This window comes from Falseniella ignava (assembly GCF_002847645.1).
Taxonomy (GTDB): domain Bacteria; phylum Bacillota; class Bacilli; order Lactobacillales; family Aerococcaceae; genus Falseniella; species Falseniella ignava.
This window is the reverse complement of record NZ_PKHE01000021.1, coordinates 1-24,113: the sequence shown is the minus strand read 5'-3', so window position 1 is coordinate 24,113 and position 24,113 is coordinate 1. Positions and strand designations below refer to the sequence as shown.

27 protein-coding genes, 1 pseudogene and 1 riboswitch are annotated in these 24,113 nt (G+C 39.1%); of the genes and pseudogenes, 15 read left to right on the top strand and 13 right to left on the bottom strand.

Annotated features, from left to right (window positions below):
- Positions 1-279 precede the first annotated feature (279 nt).
- Positions 280-417: a hypothetical protein gene (locus CYJ57_RS06825; protein ID WP_180764435.1), complete on the top strand. Its 138-nt coding sequence runs from the start codon at positions 280-282 to the stop codon at positions 415-417.
- A gap of 123 nt (positions 418-540) precedes the next feature.
- Here the strand turns inward: CYJ57_RS06825 and CYJ57_RS06820 are convergent, their stop codons facing one another.
- The 3 genes from CYJ57_RS06820 to CYJ57_RS06810 all read right to left on the bottom strand — a co-directional run bounded on the left by CYJ57_RS06820 (position 541) and on the right by CYJ57_RS06810 (position 3,430).
- A complete protein-coding gene (locus CYJ57_RS06820; protein ID WP_101954653.1) occupies positions 541-1,587 on the bottom strand; it encodes a 2,3-butanediol dehydrogenase in 1,047 nt (348 codons plus the stop codon).
- Between the two features lie 147 nt (positions 1,588-1,734).
- Complete coding sequence (locus CYJ57_RS06815; RefSeq protein ID WP_101954652.1) at positions 1,735-2,679, bottom strand: 1-phosphofructokinase family hexose kinase; 945 nt, start codon at positions 2,677-2,679, stop codon at positions 1,735-1,737.
- Between the two features lie 13 nt (positions 2,680-2,692).
- Positions 2,693-3,430, bottom strand: a complete 738-nt coding sequence (locus CYJ57_RS06810; protein WP_101954651.1) for a DeoR/GlpR family DNA-binding transcription regulator — start codon at positions 3,428-3,430, stop codon at positions 2,693-2,695.
- A gap of 161 nt (positions 3,431-3,591) precedes the next feature.
- Here CYJ57_RS06810 and CYJ57_RS06805 point away from each other — a divergent pair, with 161 nt between their 5' ends.
- From CYJ57_RS06805 to CYJ57_RS06765, 8 genes are all read left to right on the top strand, one after another.
- A complete protein-coding gene (locus tag CYJ57_RS06805; protein ID WP_101954650.1) occupies positions 3,592-4,032 on the top strand; it encodes a PTS sugar transporter subunit IIA in 441 nt (146 codons plus the stop codon).
- Between the two features lie 35 nt (positions 4,033-4,067).
- The gene (locus tag CYJ57_RS06800; protein WP_101954649.1) at positions 4,068-4,370 is read left to right on the top strand and encodes a PTS sugar transporter subunit IIB; all 303 of its coding nucleotides are present in this window, start codon (positions 4,068-4,070) and stop codon (positions 4,368-4,370) included.
- A gap of 11 nt (positions 4,371-4,381) precedes the next feature.
- Complete coding sequence (locus CYJ57_RS06795) at positions 4,382-5,740, top strand: PTS galactitol transporter subunit IIC (RefSeq protein WP_101954648.1); 1,359 nt, start codon at positions 4,382-4,384, stop codon at positions 5,738-5,740.
- A gap of 228 nt (positions 5,741-5,968) precedes the next feature.
- Positions 5,969-6,718, top strand: coding sequence for a class II aldolase/adducin family protein (locus CYJ57_RS06785; RefSeq protein WP_101954646.1), 750 nt, complete (start codon positions 5,969-5,971; stop codon positions 6,716-6,718).
- Between the two features lie 261 nt (positions 6,719-6,979).
- Positions 6,980-7,699, top strand: a complete 720-nt coding sequence (locus CYJ57_RS06780; RefSeq protein WP_101954645.1) for an HAD family hydrolase — start codon at positions 6,980-6,982, stop codon at positions 7,697-7,699.
- A gap of 240 nt (positions 7,700-7,939) precedes the next feature.
- Entirely contained in the window at positions 7,940-8,362 is a 423-nt protein-coding gene (locus CYJ57_RS06775; RefSeq protein WP_101954644.1) for a hypothetical protein, read from the top strand.
- A gap of 125 nt (positions 8,363-8,487) precedes the next feature.
- Positions 8,488-8,775, top strand: coding sequence for a DUF6110 family protein (locus CYJ57_RS06770; protein ID WP_101954643.1), 288 nt, complete (start codon positions 8,488-8,490; stop codon positions 8,773-8,775).
- On the top strand, positions 8,768-10,843 hold the full coding sequence (locus CYJ57_RS06765) for a heavy metal translocating P-type ATPase (RefSeq protein ID WP_180764434.1): 2,076 nt from the start codon (positions 8,768-8,770) through the stop codon (positions 10,841-10,843). Before CYJ57_RS06770 ends, CYJ57_RS06765 begins: the two co-directional genes overlap by 8 nt.
- A 139-nt stretch (positions 10,844-10,982) precedes the next feature.
- Here the strand turns inward: CYJ57_RS06765 and CYJ57_RS06760 are convergent, their stop codons facing one another.
- The 7 genes from CYJ57_RS06760 to CYJ57_RS08105 form a co-directional block, all read right to left on the bottom strand.
- The gene (locus CYJ57_RS06760; RefSeq protein WP_101954641.1) at positions 10,983-11,477 is read right to left on the bottom strand and encodes a hypothetical protein; all 495 of its coding nucleotides are present in this window, start codon (positions 11,475-11,477) and stop codon (positions 10,983-10,985) included.
- Between the two features lie 597 nt (positions 11,478-12,074).
- On the bottom strand, positions 12,075-12,275 hold the full coding sequence (locus tag CYJ57_RS06755; RefSeq protein ID WP_006701645.1) for a phage holin: 201 nt from the start codon (positions 12,273-12,275) through the stop codon (positions 12,075-12,077).
- Positions 12,262-12,456 (bottom strand): hypothetical protein, encoded by a 195-nt coding sequence (locus CYJ57_RS06750; protein WP_006701646.1) that lies wholly within the window; start codon positions 12,454-12,456, stop codon positions 12,262-12,264. The genes CYJ57_RS06755 and CYJ57_RS06750 overlap by 14 nt, the downstream gene beginning before the upstream one ends.
- 122 nt (positions 12,457-12,578) lie before the next feature.
- A complete protein-coding gene (locus CYJ57_RS06745) occupies positions 12,579-12,812 on the bottom strand; it encodes a DUF2922 domain-containing protein (protein ID WP_101954640.1) in 234 nt (77 codons plus the stop codon).
- 19 nt (positions 12,813-12,831) lie between these two features.
- Complete coding sequence (locus tag CYJ57_RS06740; RefSeq protein WP_006701648.1) at positions 12,832-13,032, bottom strand: DUF1659 domain-containing protein; 201 nt, start codon at positions 13,030-13,032, stop codon at positions 12,832-12,834.
- 73 nt (positions 13,033-13,105) lie between these two features.
- On the bottom strand, positions 13,106-13,669 hold the full coding sequence (locus tag CYJ57_RS06735; RefSeq protein WP_101954639.1) for a sigma-70 family RNA polymerase sigma factor: 564 nt from the start codon (positions 13,667-13,669) through the stop codon (positions 13,106-13,108).
- 303 nt (positions 13,670-13,972) lie between these two features.
- Complete coding sequence (locus CYJ57_RS08105) at positions 13,973-14,200, bottom strand: helix-turn-helix domain-containing protein (protein WP_083857174.1); 228 nt, start codon at positions 14,198-14,200, stop codon at positions 13,973-13,975.
- A gap of 320 nt (positions 14,201-14,520) precedes the next feature.
- On the opposite strand from CYJ57_RS08105, the gene CYJ57_RS06725 reads away from it, so the two are divergent.
- The 3 genes from CYJ57_RS06725 to CYJ57_RS06715 all read left to right on the top strand — a co-directional run bounded on the left by CYJ57_RS06725 (position 14,521) and on the right by CYJ57_RS06715 (position 17,966).
- Positions 14,521-14,985, top strand: a complete 465-nt coding sequence (locus CYJ57_RS06725; RefSeq protein WP_101954638.1) for a CtsR family transcriptional regulator — start codon at positions 14,521-14,523, stop codon at positions 14,983-14,985.
- A gap of 60 nt (positions 14,986-15,045) precedes the next feature.
- Positions 15,046-17,544: an ATP-dependent Clp protease ATP-binding subunit gene (locus CYJ57_RS06720; protein WP_101954637.1), complete on the top strand. Its 2,499-nt coding sequence runs from the start codon at positions 15,046-15,048 to the stop codon at positions 17,542-17,544.
- Positions 17,545-17,651: 107 nt separating this feature from the next.
- A complete protein-coding gene (locus tag CYJ57_RS06715) occupies positions 17,652-17,966 on the top strand; it encodes a hypothetical protein (protein WP_143826753.1) in 315 nt (104 codons plus the stop codon).
- 150 nt (positions 17,967-18,116) lie between these two features.
- Here CYJ57_RS06715 and yfcE read toward each other — a convergent pair whose 3' ends face one another.
- Positions 18,117-18,635, bottom strand: a complete 519-nt coding sequence (gene yfcE, locus CYJ57_RS06710) for a phosphodiesterase (protein ID WP_101954635.1) — start codon at positions 18,633-18,635, stop codon at positions 18,117-18,119.
- Positions 18,636-18,758: 123 nt separating this feature from the next.
- Here yfcE and ftcD point away from each other — a divergent pair, with 123 nt between their 5' ends.
- Positions 18,759-19,655, top strand: coding sequence for a glutamate formimidoyltransferase (ftcD, locus tag CYJ57_RS06705; RefSeq protein WP_101954634.1), 897 nt, complete (start codon positions 18,759-18,761; stop codon positions 19,653-19,655).
- Here ftcD and CYJ57_RS06700 read toward each other — a convergent pair.
- On the bottom strand, positions 19,652-20,101 hold the full coding sequence (locus tag CYJ57_RS06700; protein WP_101954633.1) for a GNAT family N-acetyltransferase: 450 nt from the start codon (positions 20,099-20,101) through the stop codon (positions 19,652-19,654). The two genes, ftcD and CYJ57_RS06700, sit on opposite strands and share 4 nt — an antisense overlap.
- Before the next feature lie 126 nt (positions 20,102-20,227).
- Between CYJ57_RS06700 and CYJ57_RS06695 the strand changes: the two genes are divergently transcribed.
- Both CYJ57_RS06695 and CYJ57_RS06690 read left to right on the top strand, forming a co-directional pair.
- Positions 20,228-21,481, top strand: coding sequence for a DUF1576 domain-containing protein (locus CYJ57_RS06695; RefSeq protein ID WP_180764433.1), 1,254 nt, complete (start codon positions 20,228-20,230; stop codon positions 21,479-21,481).
- A 107-nt stretch (positions 21,482-21,588) separates the two neighbouring features.
- Positions 21,589-21,741: riboswitch (Lysine riboswitch) on the top strand.
- 442 nt (positions 21,742-22,183) lie between these two features.
- Positions 22,184-23,728 (top strand): ABC transporter substrate-binding protein, encoded by a 1,545-nt coding sequence (locus tag CYJ57_RS06690; RefSeq protein WP_101954631.1) that lies wholly within the window; start codon positions 22,184-22,186, stop codon positions 23,726-23,728.
- A gap of 181 nt (positions 23,729-23,909) precedes the next feature.
- Here CYJ57_RS06690 and CYJ57_RS06685 read toward each other — a convergent pair.
- Positions 23,910-24,113: pseudogene (locus tag CYJ57_RS06685) on the bottom strand (IS110 family transposase); the annotation flags it as partial.

Genomic DNA, 24,113 nt, shown 5'->3' with positions numbered 1-24,113 from the left:
CTATTGAGAGTTGTGGTAACTTCAATATAGCATGAAATTCACGTGATGTTTTTATTTTTGGTGGCTAAGTTGATTATAGAATCCACCAATCTATCGATGTGAATAAATAGAGTGCTATTTTAATAAAAGTGTAAATATTACCAAATTGATAATCTAATATTGGCGCCACCATTTCGAGAAAACGCTTAACAAAATTGTTATTCAAATGATTTATTTGAAATATTTTGTGTTTTAATTGAGATTAAAGAAACAGTATTATATAGGAATTGTATATAAAATTTGGAAGCCATCCCGCTTCCGGATCCGCGTGAAGCCCGCTTGCGACGAGCCAATAAGGAACATCGCATTCCAGCCGAAATTACGATTGGAACCCGTTGGGAAGAAGTCCGACCGAATCACTGGGTGTTGCAAGACTAAACATTATACTAAATATACATGTTGGTTAAAATAACTAGTCAACCAACCCTTTATCGTTTGGGTTGGTTTTTTGTTGGAATAGAAAAGACCCTGAGATAAATTCAGGGTCGATGTGAGGTTTAATTATTTAGGTGAAACTAAGATTTTCACTTGAGATTTGTCTTTGGTTAATTCGGTAAAGCCTTCTTCGACAATATCAGCTAATTTAATTTCTTTAGTCACTAATTTGTCAGCTGGGAAGTAGCCATTCTCCATTAATTCAAGCACTTTCGGGAAGACGTGACGGTAACCAATAATTCCTTTCATAGTCTTTTCACCAATAGCGAATTCATTAGGATGTAAGCTGGCTTCTTGTTCCCAGATTGAAACGATCATTGCTTCACCGGCTTTACGTACTGCTTCGATGGATTGTTTCAAGACAACAGGGACACCTGTGACTTCGTAAGAAACATCGACACCACCGCCATTGATGCGATGTAATGCTTCAACAATACTTTCGTCGCCTTCTGGACGAACAACAATTGCGCCTAATTCTTCAGCTTTTGCTTGACGCTCTTCAGATAATTCAATCGCATAAATCTTAGAAGCACCTGCTGCTTTAAGCGCTTCGATGACTAATAAACCGATTGGACCGCAACCAAAGACCGCTGCAGTATCGCCTGCTTGAAGGGCTGATTGACGAACTGCATAAAGAGCAACCGCTGCAGGTTCGGTCAATGCTGCTTGTCGATAAGATAGTCCTTCAGGGATAATATGTGCTAATTCCGCATCACAGACACAGTATTCTGCGAAACCGCCGTTAGCTGCAAGACCGACGAAGTTTAAGTTCGGGTCTAAGTTATAATCGCCAATTAAGCCATGTTCTGCAATAATTGGTTCGATTACAACGCGGTCACCAGGTTTAACATTTTCCACACCTTCTCCAACTTCAACAACTTCCCCACAGAACTCATGTCCTAAAGTGATTGGTGCTTGATCTCCTGAAAGTGGATGCGGTTGACCTTGAGGAATGAAGATAGGTCCTGCTAAGTATTCATGTAAGTCCGTTCCACAGATCCCTGTATAAGCTACGGCGACTTTCATTTGTCCAGGGCCTACCTCAGGGATATCTACTTCCTCAACACGAACATCTTTGGCATTATGCCATCTTGCTGCTTGCATTTTCGTCATAATATCACTCCTTGTATTTATTGATTATATGAAAAGAACTTCACAAGGATTTGTCAATTAAAAGCACCTGGGAGGGGGAAGATTTTCAGAACATCGATGTATATTAAAAAAGTTGGCGAAAATAGCATAAATTTCGCCAACTATATCTTATACAATTAAATCTACTGATATTTTTTTGATTAATTCGCTAACTACTTCTTTGTTAACAACTCCGACACCTTTTTCCATAGCATTTGACATTCCTGAAGCCATGGCTAATTTTATCATAGATTCAAAATCATAATCATTATCAATAGCGTATGCTACACCAGCAACCGTTGAGTCTCCCGATCCAGTAGGGTTTACAACTTTCACTTTAGGGATTTCAACATTATATATATTATCTTTATACTTAACGACAGCTCCATGCTCACCACAAGAAATTAGTAAAAGATTAATATTAGTATCAAAATTTTTTAGAAAATGAATCAATTCATCTTTATCTGCAAATTCTTTATTAACAAGTTCAGAGAACTCCACGATGTTTGGTTTAATAAAATAAGGATGGATATCTTTAGAATTTACAATATTTTTTAGTTGTTGTCCGGAAACATCCATTAGTAGAAATATATCTGGATGTTCATTTTTTATCTTTTTAAGCAAATTAAGATATAAGGAGTCATTTCTTGAATTAACAGAACCATTAATCGTGACAACTTTGTAGCTGTTATTATTTAAAATTAAATCAATTTGATCGAATATTTCTTTTTCTTCTTTGGTGGACAATTCAGGTCCAGCCTCTACTATTTCAGTTTGCTTGGCTCCATCATGCATAACTGTTATTGCATTTCTTGATTCGCCGTTTATCTCGTGGTTAATATAAGTAAATTTTTCGCTATCCAGCATTGTTTTAATATGTTCGCCGTTTAATCCGGCTAATGTAGTAAAACAGATAACATCTCCACCCAGATATGAAATTGCTCGTGCAGCATTAATGCCTTTGCCCCCTGGCATTTTATGAGGGTTTTCAAATCGGTTATGCTCTCCTAATACAAAAGTATCTCTTCTATATACATAATCCATGGATGGATTCAAAGTAATTGTTAATATCATTTCTATTGCCTCCTTAATTTATAATATTTGTTAATTTTCTATATTTATTATATATATTTTGATCTATTTTATTATCCGTTATCACTCCATCAAAGTCATCTAACCTTGAAAAAGTATACACATCTGAGACATCAAATTTTGAATGATCAGCTAATAAATAATTCTTCTGTGCCGATTGAAGTACTAAGTTTTGAATTCTTGCTAAGCTAGGTTTAGAAGTTGTAACATCAGAATTTAAAATACCATTAGTAGCTAAAAATGAAATATCAATATTAAAGTCATAAACGATTCTCTCACAATGCTCACCGATAAATTCACTTGTAGGGGAGAAATATTCCCCACCTGTTAAATAAATATTATTAAATCCCATTAAATCAAGTTGATTAAACGCTTGGAGGTTGTTTGTTAAAATATAAATATTTTTCTTTTTTAACTGTTGTGCAGCAACAGCTATTGTGGTCCCAGCTCCTAAAAACACAACATCTTCTGAATTAATTAAATCATTCATGATACACCCAATGTAATTCTTTTCTTCAATATTTCGATTAATTTTTTGTTGGTGCGTTAAAATGTTTGATTTATATTGGGCACCACCATGAACTTTAATTATTAGGTTTTTCTCGTGCAACTCGGTTATATCTCTTCTAATTGTCATAGTAGAGACATTAAAGTATTCTGCTAGCTCCTCAACTTTTAAAAAATTATGACTTTCTAGAAGATGGAGAATTTTTTTCTGTCGATTTCTTTTCATTAAAGCCTCCTATATAACAATTTATGACTGAATCGAACAATATAAAAACATTATATCACACAATTCGAACAATGGAAACGTTGACACGATGAAAATGAAGCGTTATAATGACTGTAATGTTTGTTTTATGTTCTTTTTGAAAGAGAGGTGAAAATTTATAGATGTTAAAAGAGTTATTGATTACCGGTAATAAACAGTTTACATTTAATGTTTCATCTTTTGATGAACTAGTGGATCAGATAGCTAAAGAATTGTCTGATGAATATGTTAAAGGAAGTTATGCCAAAGCAGTTAGAGCTCGTGAACAAGAATTTCCTACAGGATTAAAAACTCAAAATCTAAACATAGGAATTCCACATACTGATCCAGAACACATTGTGAAGCCTTTTGTATATTTTGCAAAGAACGAAAGCAAAATTGCTATTAGACAAATGGGAGATAACGAGCCGATGGAAAGCGAGTACTTTTTCTTTCTTGGAATTAATGATTCAAAATCCCAGGTAGGGCTACTATCTGAGTTGATGGAATTATTCATGAATGAAGATTTTGTTGAAAAATTAACAAAAGCAAAAGACATTGAAGAAATTATAAATGCGCTCTAAATATAATATTAAAATGAAAAGGTAGGTATAGAAGTATGGCACGAAAACTTATTGTTGCATGTGGTAGTGGTGTAGCAACAAGCACTACGATAGCAGAAAAAATAAAGAATCGTTTTGAGAATGACGGGATTCATTTTCCAGTAGAAGCTGTAGATTATAAGTCAATTTTAAGTGAATTAAGAAATGCAAGTATATATGTATACATTGCAAAACCAGATCAAGCTGTACTAGATGAAGCGGAAAGATTAAATGTTGATGTTTATCCAGGTATTCCATTTTTAACAGGAATGGGAGACCAGGAAGTTTATGAAAAAATCGTAGAATCTACGAAAAAATAGGAGGAGTAAATATGGGTTGGTTTGAAACAGCTATCCAATGGATTCTGAATTTAGGGGCGGCAGTGTTTGTTCCTATTGTAATTTTCATTTTAGGATTATTAGCAAAAATGCCAGTTAAAAGAGCATTTCAGTCAGCACTAACATTGGGTATCGCTTTTACAGGAATGAACATGGTAATTGGTTTTATGTCTTCAGCTGTTACGCCAGCAACTGCTGCTTTAGCAGAAAGTACTGGTATTTCTCTTCCAGCTATCGATATGGGGTGGACCGCAGCTGCATCAATTACTTGGTCATGGGTTTATGCATTTGCTTTTTTTGCAGTTCAAATTATTGTTAATATAATTATGCTCTCTTTTAATTTGACAAAAACTTTAAACGTAGATATGTGGAACGTTTGGGGTAAAGCATTAACGGCCTACATCGTATACTTCGTAAGTGGTCAACTATGGGCAGGGTTCTTAGCAGCTGTTGTTCAAATTGCACTAGAGTTAAAATTAGGAGATATGTTCCAAAGACATGTTGAAGATTTAACAGGTATTCCTTTGGTAACCGTTACTCATCCGATGAACTTATCAGCAGCATTCATGATGCCGATTAACAAATTAATGGATAAGATTCCATTCCTTAACGTAAAAGCAGATACTGATTCATTGCGTCAAAAAATAGGTATCTTCTCTGAAAACTCTGTGATGGGCTTTATTATTGGTTTTGTGTTAGCATTAGCTGGATCATATAGTATTTCAGATGCTTTAAACTTAGGTATTCAAGTTGGAACGGCTATGACTTTATTCCCTATGGTAAGTAAATTATTTATGCAATCACTTTCACCATTGTCAGATGCAATGTCAGATTTCATGAAGAAACGTTTTAACGACAGAGAAATTTACATTGGGATGGATTGGCCTGTATTAGGTGGTCGTTCAGAAGTTTGGGTTACTTTAATCTTAATGGTACCAATCTTTATTGGATATTCATTGATTTTACCTGGAAGTATGGTTCTACCAATTGCTAGTGTTCTAAACTATTCAATTGCAGTAGGTGGATTACTTCTTACTGGAGGTAACTTATATAGAATGTTAATTTTAGGTGTGATTACCATGCCAATTTATATTTATGGCTCTTCTTACCTGGCACCAATTTTAACAGGTTTAGCAAAAACTACTGGTGCCGTAGATGTTCCTGAAGGAAATATGATAAGTTGGGCAAGTATTGAGTTACCAGAACTTAGAATATTTTTAGCAGAAGCCTTTACGGGTAAAGTATGGGCATTGATCGGACTAGTAGCATTCTTGCTATGCTTCTATTGGTTAAATAAAGATATGAATAAAGTTCAGTTACCATCAGAAAGATATGCAAAAATAAATGAATAAAAAATTTCAATGGATGCTAATATTGTTTTTAACTTGTATTTTGTTTTTATATGGATTAGCTACTCAAAATATTATTGTTAATTTTGTAGCTATCCTACTCGCTTTCTTAATTTCGAAAAAAGGATATAATGTTTTATTTGCGGAATATGACGAGAAAATGAGAGAGAAAAAAGAGTTTTACGACAAATTGAATCAGAATTGGAAAAAATAACAAGGGGGATTTTTATAATGGCAAAAGGCATAATAATGTTTGAACCAGAACGTAAAGCAATGGCGCACGCAGTAGAGGTTACTTATAAAAGAAAAAATACAAATACAGCAGGTGGAAACTTTTCTTTCTTAACTGAAGACAGAGATGGGAAAAAATATGTAATTATGACACCATCGATGATGTCGGAAGCATATCATGGAGAAATCTCACCTTCACAAGTATTAGTGGTTGATTTTGAAACTCAAAAAGTTGTAGCTGGCGAAGGGTCACTTACACGAGAATTTAATATGCATATGGCTTGTTATACAACGAATCCAGATATTAAATGTGTTTTCCATGCTCACGCCCCAGGAGCAATGTTTTGGGCTACAAGTGGATTGCCAATGCCGAATTTGACGGAGTCTACTCAGAAAGTTCGAGACATTAAAGTTTTAGATTTTGCGCCAAACACAACGGTTGAACTTGCTGAAATTGTCAAAGAAGAATTAGAAAAAGACCCTGAATTACCCAAAGAATGGCTTCTAGATAGTCACGGAGTGTTAATCTTAACTGAAGGTGAAGATGGGATAGAAGCATTTAATAAAGCTCTACAAATTATTGATATTGTAGAATGGAATGCGGAAATTGCATATAAACAAACAATCTTCCAAAAATTAGGAATTTTAGACGGATATTATTCTAAGGGACAAAAAGTTGGTACGGTAGAAGACTTAATGGGTCTTAAACCTATTTGGAATAATATTAAACCTGACGAAGGGCTAGAATAGAATTAAAGGAATGACAAATGCGATTGTTAAAATCGATTTAGAATGACTTAGAATGTAAGATGAAAGGTTATGGGTTCTAATGCTCATAACCTTTTTGATTTTTATTTATGCTACCTTATGAATTTCAAATAAGTTGAACTTCTTGATGTATAATGCTTTAAAATAATCAAACATTTTTAATGAATCATGACGTCGATAGAAACTTTAGTGGGAGTATGTTAAGATTTTGTTTAGTGATAAATATAGGATAGGATGAGTTAAATGAATGGAATAAAGGCAATTGGATTTGACATGGATGACACTCTATATGATAGAGATTTAATATACCAATCGGCATACGATTTGGTAACAAGATATGTTGTTAAGTCTAATGTGGAATTTGAAAAATTTAATTTAGTATATCAAGAATGTTCTCTTGTCGAATATCAAAAGTTTATGTCTGGGGAAAAAACATTTGATGAGTATCAATTGGATCGGTTTGTTGATGCTTTTAAAGAACTAAATATTGATATAGATATAGACCAAGCGAAGATATTCCAAGCTATTTATGATTATCAAAAAAAACATGTTCAATTACGTCAGTTTATGGAAAAAATCCTCTTAGACCTTGTTGAAAGAGATGATATAAAAATATTTCTTCTTACCAATGGTCCTGGTGATAATCAAAGAAAGAAAATTAAAAATTTAAAATTGGATAAATTTTTTAATGATGACGAAATTTTTATTTCGGGTGATTTATCAGTATCAAAACCAGATAGAAAAATATTTGATTATGTGAGCGAGAAATTAAATCTCGACCCATCATCCATTGTATACATTGGAGACAATCTGGAAAACGATGTAATAGGGGCAATAGAAGCAGGTTGGCGAGCTATATATTATGATTATGAAGCTCGGAACGATAATGAAAATAAGGATATACCAACATTTTCGGAAGATAAAGATTTATATGAATATATAATGAAACAATTGGAAAAATAAACACTTATTTTAGTATACTAAATATAAAGGAAAATGTTTTTGGAACCATGTAAAAATCATGAAATATTATTAGAATCATTGTTAAATAGGGTCGATGAAAAAATTTTTCATCAACCTATATATTATTGAACTGATCATTTTTAAGAGTCTCAGCTCAAAGTCTTTGTCTTTGAGCTTTCTTATATTATCATGATACAATAATCTTAGTGATACAAGTGTGTGTAAGAGGAGTGATCATTAATGAACCGTTCTAAAGAGCTACAAGAAGCGCTTGAGGCGAGCTATGCTACGTTGAAGCAAGTGGATATCGCATTGGCTGCGCTGAAGCGAGCTTCGAGATGGGGTTGGATTGACTTATGGAAAGGTAAGCGTCTTTCTAGTTATTTGAAACGCCGGAAAATTCGGCAGGCGAATCGAGCGATCGAGGCCATGGAAAGATCAGTAACACGGTTACAGTCTGAATTAGCGGATGTAGCATTAGTGATACCAAGTGCCGTAAGTGATCGTCTCCGTGATCATTTCTGGGATATATGGGTTGATAACACCTTTATAGACTTGAGCGTGCAGTCGAAGATTAAGCGAGGGCAACAAGAACTGAAGGCCTTTCGTAAAGAAATCTTGGCGCTAATTGAACAATTGGAAAGCGAACTAAAGCAACGTTAAACGCAAATAAAAACTGTGAGTCACTCGGTCGAGTGCTCACATTTTTTTGGTAGCTATAATCATACTCTTTTTATTTAGATTAAGGTATAATTAATATTAACAAAAATAAGTAAGGAGGAAAAATTATGAAGTTAAAAACTATTTTAAAAGGGACAAAAGGTGTAGGTTTATTTGCTGGAGGCGCAATATTCGCTAGTCTGGCCCGTCAAGTATTAGGAAGTCAAGGTGCCCGTGAAATATACGTAAATGCATTGGCTAAAGGAATGCATGCGGTTGATGGTGTAAATACGGTTGTATCTAATGTTAAACAAGAAGCTGAAGATTTATATGAAGAGGCTAAAGACGTATATGCGCACGAGAAGCAACTTGAGGCGATTGAGCAAATAGATGAAGATGATGAGTGGAGTGAATAAAGGAATTAAGTGGCTTATCCTAAGGGAGAATACTGGCCGCATCCGTCTTGAAGTTTCTTTTAAATGTACTCCCGCTGTTCAAAGTTATTTACTTGAATTGGCACAACAACATTCTGCGATTCAACGCGTGAAATTCTATTTAAATGAGCATCGTCTATCTGTATATTACGAACCAGGGGAACGCGATGAAGTCCTGGCTTGGTTAGATTGCATCAATGTGGACGAGCTGTACCATATCTATCAAGATAAGCAAGAATTTACAGCTTTGAATCCCGGAAAGATCGTGACGAGTCAGCTATGTAAGCGCTGGGTCTATCTACTCTGTGTACCTAAATCGCTAAGAATTTATTGGACACTCGGTAAAAGTACTCTATATTTACTGGAAGCATGGCGTTATTTGAGACGGGGTCAATTAACAATAGAAGTGCTAGACTGTGCAGCGGTATTTGCCTCTATTGGATTAGGTGAAGTAGCATCAGCGGGTCGAATTATGTTTATTTTAGAATTAGGTGAACGACTGGACGAGTGGACCATATCGAAGTCAATTCACGACTTAACTTCCAGTTTAGATCAAGAGCACCTTCTAATTTGGGTAGAGAATGAGCAAGGTCGACGTTACCAAGTTATGACCCAGCATATTCAAGTTGGTGATCATATTGTAATTCAAGAAGGTGAGCAAATTCACTTTGATGGACGAATTATTCGCGGGGGTGGATCAACTCAAGAAAGTAATTTAACTGGAGAACCGTTCCCGGTGCCGAGACAAGTTGGCGATGAAGTTTATTCTAATACGACGCTAGAATCTGGCGAGATTGTTGTAGAAGTCACAGATGCAGTCTTTAATAGTCGTCTTGAGGAGCTGGTAAAAGCAATCCATCAATCGTTGGGAGCGCAATCCGCCAATCAAGCAAGACTCTATCATCGTGCAGACAGCCTCGTAAAATATAATTTTCTAGGATTAGCGATCACCTACTTCCTTACCCGGAATTGGGGCAAGGCGTTATCATTCTTGCTGGTCGACTTCTCATGTGCCATCAAACTGTCAACGTCTGTGACATACTTGACGGCACTTCGTGAAGCTATGGAAGCGGGAGTGATTATTAAGGGATCAAATAATCTTGATTTATATGGAAAGATTGATACCTTTGTCTTTGATAAGACGGGGACGCTCACAGAGTCTAAATTATCTATAGCGAAAGTTGCACCATTTGCAGGGCATAGTTATCAAGAAGTTCTTTCGATTGGGGCCTGTCTGGAAGAACATCTCTATCATCCGATTGCACAAGCGGTGGTTGATAAAGCACGTGATGAAGGTATTACTCACGAAGAGATGCATGGACCCCTGGTACATATAGCATCACGAGGAATCAAATCTTCCATTGATGGCGATGAAGTTTTAATTGGAAGTGAAGCGTTTATCCATTCCGAAGGGGTCTGTTTAACTCAAGAGCAGATAGAATTTGCAGATGATTATCGAGATTTGTATAATTTACTGTATTTAGCTCGAGCAAAAGAGTTAATTGCGATCTTTTGCATCGATACGCCACTACGAGAGAATGCAATAGAAGTCTTATCACGACTAAAATCTGAAGGTAAGCGGATTGTCTTATTAACCGGAGATACTCCTGAAAGAGCGAAGTTGTTACAAGAGACCGTAGATTTTGATGAGGTCAAGACACAGGTCACGCCACAAGATAAAGTAGCGTATATCGAGGCAGCGCAGCAGGCAGGGCATAATGTGTTAATGATTGGGGACGGTCTGAATGATTCCATTGCCATTACGCAGGCGGATATCGGAGTAGTGATGGGAGAGGCATCTGATATTGCTCGTCAAGTTAGCGATATAATCTTTATCAATGATGATTTATCTTCCCTTTACACTTTGAAGGACTTGAATCAACGCCTCGACCATCAACTATCTCGCAACTTACATCGAGCGATTGGGATTAATACATCCTTAATTGGGCTTGGTTTGATGGGGTGGATGTCAGGGTCGATGTTAGCAACCTTACATAATCTATCTACTGTTTTGATTGTAGCGGATAGTTTTAAGTTAGAAGCTGAGTAATGAGTTTTGTTGTATAAGTGGAATTAGCAGAAGTATTCTGTTAAGGATACCCAGGGCAAGTGTATTTAACTAAGAATAAAAAACTGTGAGTCACTCGAACGAGTGCTCACAGTTTTAAATTATAAAAATAAAGCGAAACTTAGTAGTCAATTCCTTGCACTAATACTTTCTCAACGAAAAATACGGGTACAGTCTTAGTTCCACCTATGACTGTTTCGTAAGTATAGATTCCATGGAGGGTACCGTATAAATCAAGATTATCGCCTTTCATTAACCGTTTATCAGGCAAATCCATAAAAACAACATAATAGGCTTGATCAATCTTTCCATTACGCATTACTAAGCCAAAGGAAAAAGGAAAGTCTTTTTCTTCTTCGTATTGTTGTACTTCAGCGTAAAAAGTATGTCTCGTATCTTTCATACCTTCACGTTCTCTCATTATATCTTCATATTTAATAATTTCATAGTCTTCATCTTTAGGTTTATTTTTCTCATTTGATATTCTCTTTTTGACCGTCATCATATCTGTGATTATATCAACAAAGTCTTCGGTGCCATAATGCTGAGCATTTACCTCACTAATAGGTAAAGCGAGGAAAGATACAAGAAACACAGTGACTATTAATTTTTTCATACGATATGTCCTTTCTATATAAGAATAAATTATGCAAACGGATACAATGTTTATATCATAGTATAGCATAGTTTTATTTTAAATAAAGGCGTAATAATAAAATAATAGCTCTCTCTGAGGTTTCACCCTTGAAATTATGATGTAAAAAGATTAGAAATACGATTATGAAGGAAAATGAGTAAATGAGTTTAATATTTTTTCAATACACTTTTTAATTTCTTGATAATTTTTGGCTTGGTATGGATAATCACCTTCCGGGTTATGGGTATACCAGATTGCGTCCCAGCCGGCTTGGGTGCTACCATCAACGTCATTCGGCCAACTGTCTCCAATATAGAGGATTTCGTCGAGTTTTAGTTGAGTTGTTGTTCAATCTTCTGGAAGATGATTGGATCTGGCTTGGAACTTTCGAGTTCATCCGAGATAAAGAGATGTTCAGGGTGTTATGTAAAATATAAAATCTTATGTACAATGGACAATTATTGTCCCTCTCCGACATCATATCATGATTTCGCTTAAATGGAAGAGGTCTTTCGCGGATTACGAAATAAATCCCCGAAGCGTTCCTAAATTGAGGAATCTCTTCGGGGATGATGGTTAGGATTGATGGTAGTGATGGCTAGAGATCTGTAAGAGGGCGCCGAGAAAGGTCGCCAGTAAGTTAATCGTCTGGACGGCTTGATCGCGATAAGTAATCTGGTAGAGGTCGCCCAAGCCTCCGACTAAAACTGCTAAGGCCGGCAGCAAGATTAAGGCAATCCACTTCAGTGTGTCATAGTGTCGATTATCCAGCAACATAATAACAACCTCCTTGTTCGAGTCGATTGATGCGCTCTGCGTGTTGTTCGACTTGTGTCGTTAATTGGTCGATGCGTAATATCAGCTGATGAATGGCGGTAATCAATTGAATGGCTTTCGTAATAAAGGTAAAGGCTACCATCACTGTACTAAGGATGGTGCCGAGTTCAATCCAAGTCATAGTAAAACCTCCTGATAGAAAAGACTGTAGACTACTTCTCTCGGGTAGGCTACAGTCTTGGGTTGTGATGTGATTCTCGCTATCATGACGGACGTATGTCCGTTGGGATTAAGGGTAAGGGATTAATTCGGCTGATAAATCGTATCGACTTGACGGGTGACGTAACGTGCGCCAGCTGGTTCGTGGTAATTCAAGCCATTCTTACCACGGAAGACTTTTTGTTGACTGATCGTCTCGAGAGACGTCTTCGCGGTATCAGCATTGATACCTTGGGTAGGGTTTTTAATGCTGATCTTGGTAGCTTTACCTAATTCATCTTTGAATTGTAATTCGAGTACGTGTGAAGTAGTTTTCATCGCGCTTCCTCCTTATATCTTATCGGTATTCGTAAGTAACAACGGCAGAGACGTTCTCGACGGAATCTTCCGTTAACTGATCGAGTGTGTCACGAATGGCTTGGACCGCATCTCCTGGAGCATCTTCTGTCAAGTTGTTCAAACTAATGCGACTTTTCTTATCGGTAAGGGGGTTCAGTGTCCCTAAGACTAGACGGCTATTTGTGAATTCTCGTTTCATTCGAATTCCTCCTTTGAGTTAGTATCAGCTCGAGCTGACATCTATAGAAAGGGTGGGAGTGAATAAAATGGAACTATTTTTTCAATAAATATTTTAAGGGGTGGAGTTTGCGTCGAAGTTGGACGCGACGCTTATAGAGATTTTCGCGTGTGATTCCGAGTATTTCAGCGATTTCGGTATAGGTCCCGACTTCGGTCGTCAGTAATAGGAAGAGTTGATATTCTTCTTCTGAGAGATGATGGCGCGCTTGTTCGATAAAGCGTGTAATGTACATTGATGCGATCGATGGGGGTGCTTGATGAATGTTCTCTGGTTCGCTGAGATTTTCAAGAAATGCTTGTAAGTCTTCAGGGGTCTCTTGACGAGCGAGGACCCGTTGATCGCGTCGAATCAAATCAATTAAGTGCCAGTACAGTCCTCGCTGAGCATAGGCGGTGAATCGGTACCGATCATCGTCATTAGTAAGGGGCTGTCCGTCAAAGTTTTGAGCAATTTGCAAGAGTTTGATACGCAGCTCTTGCCAGTAGTCGTCATAATGGATATGCGCAGAATGAATATTACACCGGGCGAGCGTCTTATACACTAAAGGAGCAAATAAACGTAATAGGTGCTCGTGGTAGTAGTATTGATGATCCATAGATAACCTCCTGTGATGGTTGTATCGATTAATGTGGTGCGTTGGGATTGATATGAGAGAAGTATTAATAATAGAGAAGAGCCTGGGAAGGGTTCGCAGGCTCGGTTGAGGTCATGCGCGAGGAATGCGCACGGACGGGCATTCTTGTGGATGAAGATTTAGCGAGAACGTCACATCGCAAGATTGGTGTGAGTAGAATGCCGTCTAAATTAAAGGGAAGTACAGCTTGATGATGGTGAAAGCATCATAATTCAAAGCAAAGTAAATTACATGCATTGTGCACGTTGCTTTGTATCAAGGAGATTAGTTAGCAAAGAATATTTCCTGTATTTCACTATGGGTGAGCGCGAGCTCGCGGATAATGCAATTCATAAAATCATAGCTTGGATTGCGCTCACCGTTAAAACATCGATAAACTGTTGTTGGGGAATAATGAATAAGTTCGGCAAGTTGATATTTCGTTAAGTCACACTCTGCAAGTAGTTCTTCTAACCTAACCCAGTCAATATTCAAGGTAGTACCTCCTCTCATCTAACTTATCTAACTCGTTGAAACTGGTTTCTTAAGACCTATTGTAAGGGTGCGTAAATTGATATGTCAATATAAAAACAACAAAATATTTATTTTTAATAAAATTAAATTTAACTTTAGCGATACCATAGGCTTTGATGAGATATATTTTCTGATTATATGCTCAATATGATGAATGATTCGGGGTGAAGGTGAGATATTCAATTTGATGAGTCAAGCGTGTCGCTAGGCATCTAATTTGCAAAAGGGATGGAAGATGATATAATGGTCAAGAAAGGTCAGTGAATGGCTCATCGAAATAATTGGATAGGAGGGATACAATGGTACGGCGCAGTATGTCGGATGTTATTGAGGCTTATTTGAAAGAAATTCTAGCGAGTCGCTCGACAGTTGAGATTAAGCGGTCAGATATTGCGGAGCGCTTTGATTGTGTACCTTCGCAAATCAATTATGTGATTAACACTCGCTTTACCCAGGAACACGGTTATATGGTAGAAAGTAAGCGTGGGGGTGGCGGTTATATCCGTATATTAAAGGTCGAGGTGATCGACGATGCGCATGCGCTTGAGGAGATGGCTGCCTTGATTGGCTCAGCTATTACCTATCGCAATGCCACTACGATTATTAATACTTTGCTGGAAGATGAGATTATTGATCAGCGTGAAGCCATCTTAATGTTCTCGATGATTGATCCGGAATTTTTATCGGGGTTATCAACGCAAGAGGATGAGTTGCGCGCAATGCTTTTGAAGCAGATGTTGATGCAATTGCGTTATATTTATTAAACCGATGCCCTGTTGAAAAGCAGAGGTTGCAATAACATAAAATCTTAACGAGGTGAGAACATGTTTGAAGAATTATTTACAGAGAGTGCAAGGCAAGCCATGATTTATGCGGCGGAACAAGCTTATTACTTGCGCCACCAAGCGGTAGGAACCGAGCATATTTTGCTTGGTTTAGCGCGCGAAGAACAAGGGATTGCTGGGAATGTGTTGCGTGAAGCAGGCGCAACGTATGATGTCCTATTGAAAGAATTAGAGATGATTCATGGTCGGACAGCCATGCCAAGAACTGCCGGTGAGATTGTAATTCCATACAGCCCACGTTCGAAGAAAATTATTATGAATGCATCAAATGATGCGAAGCGTTTAGGTGTATCTCGTGTGGGTACAGAGCATTTGTTACTTGGTATGTTGAAAGAAGAAGTTCTAGCAACTGCGATGTTACACAATATAGGGGTTGATTTACAAGATTTACGCAAAGCAATCTACAAAGTGATTGGCCTTGAAGGTCATGGTGAGCATGGGCAAGAGGGGCGTCGCCAACGTCGTCGTGCGCAAGGGGGCAATGGTTCAAATCAGCGGAATGAAGGGGCAACAAGTGATTCAACGACGCCGACGCTAGATAGTCTAGCGCGTGATTTAACTGAATTAGCCCGGTCTGGTAAATTGGACCCGGTCGTAGGACGTAAGAATGAAGTCCGCCGAATGATCCAAATTATTAGTCGTCGTACGAAAAATAACCCCGTATTGGTTGGGGAGCCCGGTGTTGGTAAAACAGCAGTCGTTGAAGGGTTTGCGCAACGTTTAGTGGATGGTACCGTGCCGGATAATATTAAGGACAAGCGCCTGATGATGCTCGATACTGGTTCGCTAGTAGCTGGAACGAAGTATCGTGGTGAATTTGAAGAGCGCATGAAGAAGATTATCGAAGAGATGACCCAAGATGGTCAAGTGATTCTCTTTATCGATGAGATTCATACGCTAATTGGTGCAGGATCGGCTGAAGGTGCGATTGATGCGGCCAATATCTTGAAACCTGCTTTAGCGCGTGGTGAGATCCAAGTAATTGGCGCGACAACGCTAGATGAATATCAAAAACATATTGAAAAAGATGCCGCACTAGAGCGTCGTTTCTCTCGAGTTCAGATTGATGAGCCGAATGAGGAAGAGTCGATTTTAATTATTAATGGTCTGAAAGAGAAATACGAGCAACATCATCAAGTCGAGATTACTGAAGAAGCGGTCAATGCAGCGGTGAAGATGAGTATGCGTTACATGACTGACCGTCGTCTGCCGGATAAAGCCATTGACTTAATGGACGAGGCATCAGCGAAGGTTCGGATTGATGCGACACAAGAAGCGACAGAGTTGACACGTTTGCGTAGCGACTTGAATGACTTGAATACACGGAAAGAAGCGGCGATTTTAGAGCGTAATTTCGAGAAGGCTCAACAAATTCGTGAACAAGAAAAGAAATTGGAGAAAGATATGGACGGGCTAATCCAAGAAGCGGCTCAAGATCAAGCTTCGCCTGAAGTGTTGAAAGTCACTAAGGAAGATATTGCTGAGGTGATCTCCTTAGCAACGGGTATCCCAGTTCAGCAGATGGACTTGGCAGAGTCTCAGCGCCTAATTAATCTTGAAGCTGAGTTGCACGAGCGCGTAATTGGTCAAGATGAGGCTGTCAGTGCGGTCTCTCGTGCGATTCGCCGAGCTTATTCTGGCTTGAAAAACCCAAATCGTCCGATCGGATCATTCTTATTCTTGGGTCCAACAGGGGTAGGTAAGACAGAGTTAGCGAAAGCGTTGGCTGCGACCATTTTCGGTAGTGAGGATAATATGATTCGCGTGGACATGTCAGAATATATGGAGAAACATAGCGTATCGAGACTAGTTGGTTCACCTCCAGGTTACGTGGGCTATGATGAAGCAGGTCAATTGACGGAGAAAGTTCGTAACAAACCTTACTCGGTCATTCTATTAGATGAAGTTGAAAAGGCGCACCCGGATGTCTTCAATATCTTGCTACAAGCTTTTGACGATGGGCATATGACCGACGGTAAAGGTCGTCGAGTGGACTTCCGTAATACCATCTTTATTATGACGTCGAACTTGGGCGCAACCGCCTTGCGCGATGACAAATCTGTAGGATTTGGCGCGGTCGATTATTCGAACGACTACGATGCAATGGCGGCACGAATCCATGAGGAAGTGAAGAAGACGTTCCGTCCGGAATTTATCAACCGTATTGATGAAACGATTGTCTTCAAACCCCTATCTAAAGAAGAAATTCGTGAAATTGTTAAACTTCAGGCGCAAGAAATTATCAATCGTCTTGAAGACCTTGAAATTTCTGCCCGTGTAACTGACACAGCGGTGGATATCATTGCGGATGCTGGCTTCGATCCAGAATACGGTGCCCGCCCAATCCGTCGCGCGATCCAAAAACAAATCGAAGACGAATTGAGTGAAATGTTATTGAGTGGAGCAATCGAGCTAGGAGACCAAATTACGATTGGCGGCCGCTCCGGCGCTATTAACATCAATAACCGTTCGAAGTAAGCGACACTCGAATGTTAGTTGAGCCTCAGTGTGAAGCTGGGGCTTTTTTATGTGGGGAAAATTGGTTGGGGTCACGGAATTTGTGCCAAATGGTAGGTGGAGATAGTGTGAACAGTCAGTCGGGGGGGTGGTTGTTGCCGGTGGAACTCCATCTGAGTAGGGCTGAGCCGGAGTTATTGTTGTGGGAACTTCATCTGAGTAGGGCTGAGCTGGAGTTATTGTTGTCGGAACTCCATCTGAGGCGTGTTGAGTTGGAGTTAATGAGGGTGGAACTCCATCTGAGGTGTGTTGAGTTGGAGTTATTGAGGGTGGAACTCCATCTGAGGTGTGTTGAGTTGGAGTTAATGAGGGTGGAACTCCATCTGAGGTGTGTTGAGGTGAACAATTCGCCCAATTTTGTTCATCTCGAAGAGCTAAGCTGAACAATTCGCCCAATTTTGTTCAACTGAAAGAGCAGAGTTGAACAATCCGTCCAAGTTTGTTCAACTGAAAGAGCAGAGCTGAACAATTACCCTCATTAAAACTCCCGCAGAACCAATTAAAACAAAATAAGAGTAGAAACACCGAGGTTTCTACTCTGCATCGCTTAATGAAATGAGTGACCATTGGCTGTTTTCGTATAGAGCGCATGAACAACTGCCATCCTTTGGCAAGGTGGTCGATCCAGGGTTGATTACGGTCAGTCCATCGATTTGATCGATTGACTTGATATGGCTGTGACCAAATAGGACCGTATTGGCACCGAGTGATTTGGCACGGTCAAGTCGCTCCTCAAGAGTCTCTTCGTAACCATGGACAGCATAAATGACCACGTCACCCCAACGAAGCAATGCTTCCTTGTTCGACAAATCTTGTTTCGTAACCATGCTATCCACATCAGCGTCGCAATTCCCTTTAATAAAAGTAATGTCACGTCCTACTAAAAATTCAGCTAACTTAGCCGGTTCATAAGTAGCATAGACTGGATTGCGAGGACCATGATAAAGTACATCACCTAAGTGTGGGAGATAATCGCAATCACCCAAGGCTTCTAACGCTTTTTTCGTTTGGATATAGGAACCATGTGTATCGGATAGGACTCCAATTTTCATATTCACACCTCATTCTATTTTACGCTATACATTGAAGTAGCGTGCTACTTTAATTGTAACGCATTTGGTTATTAGAAGGAATATGCTACACTCAAGGAAAGAATAAAGTGATGGAGGGACGAGATGGGTCAGTTAATTCAGTGTGTGCCGAATTTTAGTGAGGGGCGCGACGCAAAAGTTATTGAAGGGTTACTCGATGTGGCACAATCGGTCGAAGGAGTTACATTGATCGATGCGTCATCCGACGCAAGCCACCATCGAACGGTGGTTACTTTGATTGGCAATCCGGCGGGCATCGAGGAAATTGCAGTACGATTGATGCGTTATGCGGTGGAGCAAATTGATTTAACCGCACATCAAGGTGAGCATCCGCGGATGGGTGCGATGGATGTCTGCCCGCTGATTCCACTGAAAGGAATTACAACGGAAGAATGCGTTGAAGTCGCTAAGCGTATTGGAGAGCGAGCATCCGAAGGGCTTGCACTCCCCATTTTCCTGTATGAAGCGGCGGCGTCAGTACCAGAACGCCGAAATTTAGCGCGAATCCGAAAAGGGGAATTCGAGGGAATGACGCAAAAGTTACAACAACCGGAGTGGCAGCCCGATTATGGACCGAGTGTGCCTCACCCTACAGCAGGAGTGACGGCTGTGGGTGTCCGTCAGCCACTGGTCGCTTTCAATGTGAATTTAAATACGGCGGATTTATCGATTGCCCAAGAAATAGCGCGCACTGTCCGTGGTTCGAGTGGGGGCTTTAAGCACTGTAAAGCGATCGGTGTGATGCTGGAGGACCAACAAATCGCACAAGTCTCAATGAATATGACAGATACGCAACAGCTACCCCTCTACCGAGTGTTCGAATGCATCAAACTCGAAGCAAAACGATATGGTGTTTCGGTATTAAGCAGTGAGATTATCGGGCTAACCCCTGGTCAGGCATTAGCAGATAGTGCAGCTTATTATTTACAGCTGAACACATTCGATTATCAGCAGCAAGTGATTGAAAATCATTTGATTTAGTCCTGTTCCAACCGATACTGATACCACTCTTCAGCGACACGCTCAAAGCCAATTGCTTCGAACATTCGCTGGCTTTGGTGATTGAAGCGATAAACGTTAGCATGGACTTCTTCAAAACCACAACGCTCAGCCAATTCAAGGATTGCTTGAACACTCCGTCGTCCAAGGTGTTGATTTTGGAATTCAGGAGCGACGACGATGCACAATTCACCGTTATCTAGCAGAGAAATATCTCCAGTGAGTTGCCCCAAATATTCAATATAATAACACCGGCCGTGGGTCGATAAATAGTGATACATCTTTTCAAGGACTTCGAGTGTATAGGGGGTGGTAGTATGATCCACTTGTAAGCATAATTGTGGATCTTGATACCATTCGAGGGTTACTTCAGGGCAGGGATAATAAGGAACGAGTCTTAAGGCTTGATCAATAAGAATGGCTTCCATCTGTCTACTCCTCGTATGTCGGAATTTTTAAATATTATAGCACAAATTCTTCAGGCGATTACCGGTCTATTTACACGATACTTAAGGCAACGTATAATAGAGGGACTAGTAAGAAGGAGTGGAAGTATGAACCAAGTTGAGCAATCATCATTTCGTTATTTAGATTTTTATTTATTGGGTATTCTAGTACTTGTGGCAGGGTTCTTTGCGCAAGATGGGGCTAGTATTCTACAAGGACTATGGCAAATTACGCTGTCTCCAAGTCAATTGATTAGTGATTATATGTTGATTGGTGGGGTGGGTGCTGCCTTTGTCAATAGCGCGTTAGTTTATTTAATGATGGTTGCGCTGGCCCATTATTTAAAATCCGAATTAACGGGGATCTTAATTGCCGGACTATTAACAGTTTTAGGGTTTGGCTTTTTTGGTAAGCATATTTTGAACTCCATCCCATTAATTATGGGCGTGTATCTTTATACGAAATACCAAGGCATTCCATTTTCTCAACAAGTTCATGTGGCGTGCTTTGTGACAGGGATTTCGCCGGCGGTCAGCTATATCGCTTTGGGACTAGAGTGGCCACTATGGATCTCAATTCCTGCTGCAATCCTAGTGGGAGTCTTAATTGGTATGATTGTGATTCCGTTAGCGGGGCACATGTTGAACTTCCACAAGGGCTATAACTTGTATAATATCGGCTTTACAATTGGTGTGATTGGCTTAGCCTTGCGAGGAGCCCTGCGCATGTTCGATTTACCAGTGGATAGTGTTAGCCATCTATATTTAGAAAATGATACTATAGCGACGACCTTTGTCGCGATAATGGGGCTGTTCTTAACCGTCTATGGTCTGATCGTGAATCGAGGCTGGCGGGGGTACCGGGAATTGCTTACTCGAACTGGGAAAACATCCTCCGATTATGTTCAAGATTATGGTAAAGGCATTGTCTTAATCAATATGGGGTTCTTGGCGTGGCTATGTCTTGCCTATGTCAAAATCAATGGTGGCATCATTAACGGTCCGCTAATCGGAGGAATTTTAACCGTCATCGCTTTTGGTGCTTTTGGTAAACACCCGAAAAATTGCTTGCCAATTTTCTTGGGTGTGATGATGATATCGATGTTGAATATGTATGGCACATCGAATACAACGTCATTATTGATTGGATTGTTTGGTACGACCATCGCCCCGATTAGTGGAGAATATGGCTTTATGGTAGGTATTTTAGCAGGGATGCTCCATAAGGCGATTGCATCGAATGTGGGGATTGTCCACGGCGGATTGAACCTTTATAATAACGGGTTTGCGGGAGGATTTGTGGCGAGTTTAATGGTGCCGTTACTTCAGACATTTCTCCCTAGAGGCGGGCAAAATGAGTAGTTTAAAAATAAAGTTAGCCGCCATGACCACCTGTACGGTGGTATGGCGCCAGGCTAACTTGACAAGAAATACAAACCATACTATGATGAAGTAACAATTAGATGAACAAACTAGGGTGAGGTTGCTGATAATATAAGTAGAGCATCAGCTTGAAAGGATTATTGGCCGAAGTGCACTAAACTGCATTGGGGATAGGTTGAAGAAGTCTATCACTCTGATGGGTTGTTGCCCAAACAACTGATCAAGGAGCTCCTAGCTTGTGGGCAAAAGACACGGAAATTATTTTTAATCAGACGTCGAGCTTTTGCTTAACGTTTTTTTGATTATTGGTGTATTGAGTAGCATGCTTAATTGAGCCAATCGATCAAATGGCGTATCAATAATTGTAGCGGTAGCCCCGCATTATCGCAAAACTAAGAATGTTGAATGGATTGAGTCATCAAACTATTCAAGTTCATTTTTGCAACATGTACTAAGCAAGGGATGCGGAAACATCTCTTGCTTTTTTGCTGCTAAAACAATAAAATGTGTCAGTTCAAAAGCATGCACTGATAGGTTGAATGTGATAATATTAACAATAATGGGAGGGGTGGTAACAATGTATGTTCGTGCTTGATCGTTAAGTCTCGGTAATGCGTATGTGGTAGGTTACCACAAAGCATCAATGGTATCATACTCAATTAAAGTATAAAGGAGAGAAATATGAAAAATATGAAACGAATCATCACTATGATAAGTAGTATCATTTTGATTCTATCTGGAAGTTTACCAATATTCCATGCGCAAGAATATAAAGATACAATTAATGTTGCAATGACAGCTGAACCTCCTTCAATGGATCCACCAAGAACGGTAGCGAACGTTGCATTAAATATTGGGTTGCATATTTATGAGACACTCTACACGATGGATGAGGAATTTAATCCTCAACCGATGTTAGCTGAAGGATATGAAGTTAATGATGATATGACAGAATATACTTTTACACTTCGTCAAGGTGTCAAATTCCATAACGGAGAAGAAATGAAGGCTTCCGATGTGGCAGCTTCAATGAACTATTGGTTAAATACATCAGACAGAGCTAAGAATTTATTAAAAGGTGGAAATTTTGAAGTTGTCGACGATTATACGGTAAAAGCTTCATTTTCTGAACCGGCAAAAGATTTAGTGACAATCATGGCTTCAAGACCAACATTCCCTGCAATTCGCCCTAAAGCGGCAATTGATGCGGCAGGAGATAACGGCGTAACAGAATATATTGGGACAGGGCCATACCGTTTTGAAGATTGGAAACATGATCAATATGTTCATCTGGTAGCAAATGAAGACTATCAACCTCGTGAAGAAGAACCAAGCGGTTATGCTGGTCGTCGAGAACCTTTAACACAAAATATTTATTATCATATTGTTCCTGATTCGGGAACTCGTGTTGCTGGGATCTTATCAGGAACATATGATATTGCGGAAGATATTCCAAGTGATAACTATGAAATGATGGAATCTAATCCTGACTTACAGATTTTAACGAGTGGAGGAGGAACTCTAGTAGCAAGTTTAAATGTTACAGAGGGTCCGCTAGCAGACTTACAAGTGCGTCGAGCGATTGAAATGGGTATTGATAATGATGCAATAGGTCAAGCAGGTTATGGAAATTCTAGTCTTTTCGACGTGAATCCAAACTATATGAACCCAGATCATGTTATCTGGGGAGAGGTACCTGCTTTAGACTATTACAATAAAAAAGATGTTGAGGGAGCTAAAAAATTATTAGCAGAATCAAGCTATAACGGAGAAGAAATTGTTCTATTAACAACACCGGATTATCTTGAAATGTATAATGCGACAGTTGCCTTGCAGCAACAGCTGACCAATATTGGTATCAATGCAAAAATAGACGCATATGATTTCCCAACATTTATGGAACGTAAAGAAGATACCTCAAATTGGGATATTTTTATTACAAGTAATGGTTATCAGGTACTACCACAGCAAGTATTATCATTGACACCTTCGTGGTCAAATGCGACGGATGAGACATTTATCGAAAAAATCGAATTAGTAAAAGAAGCGGTCGATGAAGCAGAACAGAAAGCTGTTTATCATGATTTATTACAATTTATTTATAATGATTATATTTCATCCAATGTTTTTGCACAGTATAAGAGCTTTATTGTAGCAAATAAAAATATTGAAGGATTGACATATCTGCAAATGCCATTTTTATGGAATACTCAAGTTACTCAATAAATTTAAATTTTACGGATATCATCTGCTTGAATTAGCAGGTGATATCTATTATAAGCCAGCTATAAAAATGTCAACATAATTTAGAGTATATTTTATGTTGAGCTTCGACCTTTGAAAGTGGTGATACTAATAAATTTATGCATGACAAATAAGCCTAATTTTTTAAATTTTTAAATTAGACTTATTCTTGTTCTTTATTTGAGTGATGCCTTACTTCGTAAGGTTTATCATTAGTCCAAACTGCAAAGATTATATTAACAAGTTTTCGACAAACTGCGCCTATCGCAGTTCCATGATGCTTGCCTCTAGCTCTTAGAGATTGATAATACTCAGATAAAGCAGGATCTTTGTTTGAGGCGACAAATGCAGCTTGCCAAATGGCTCG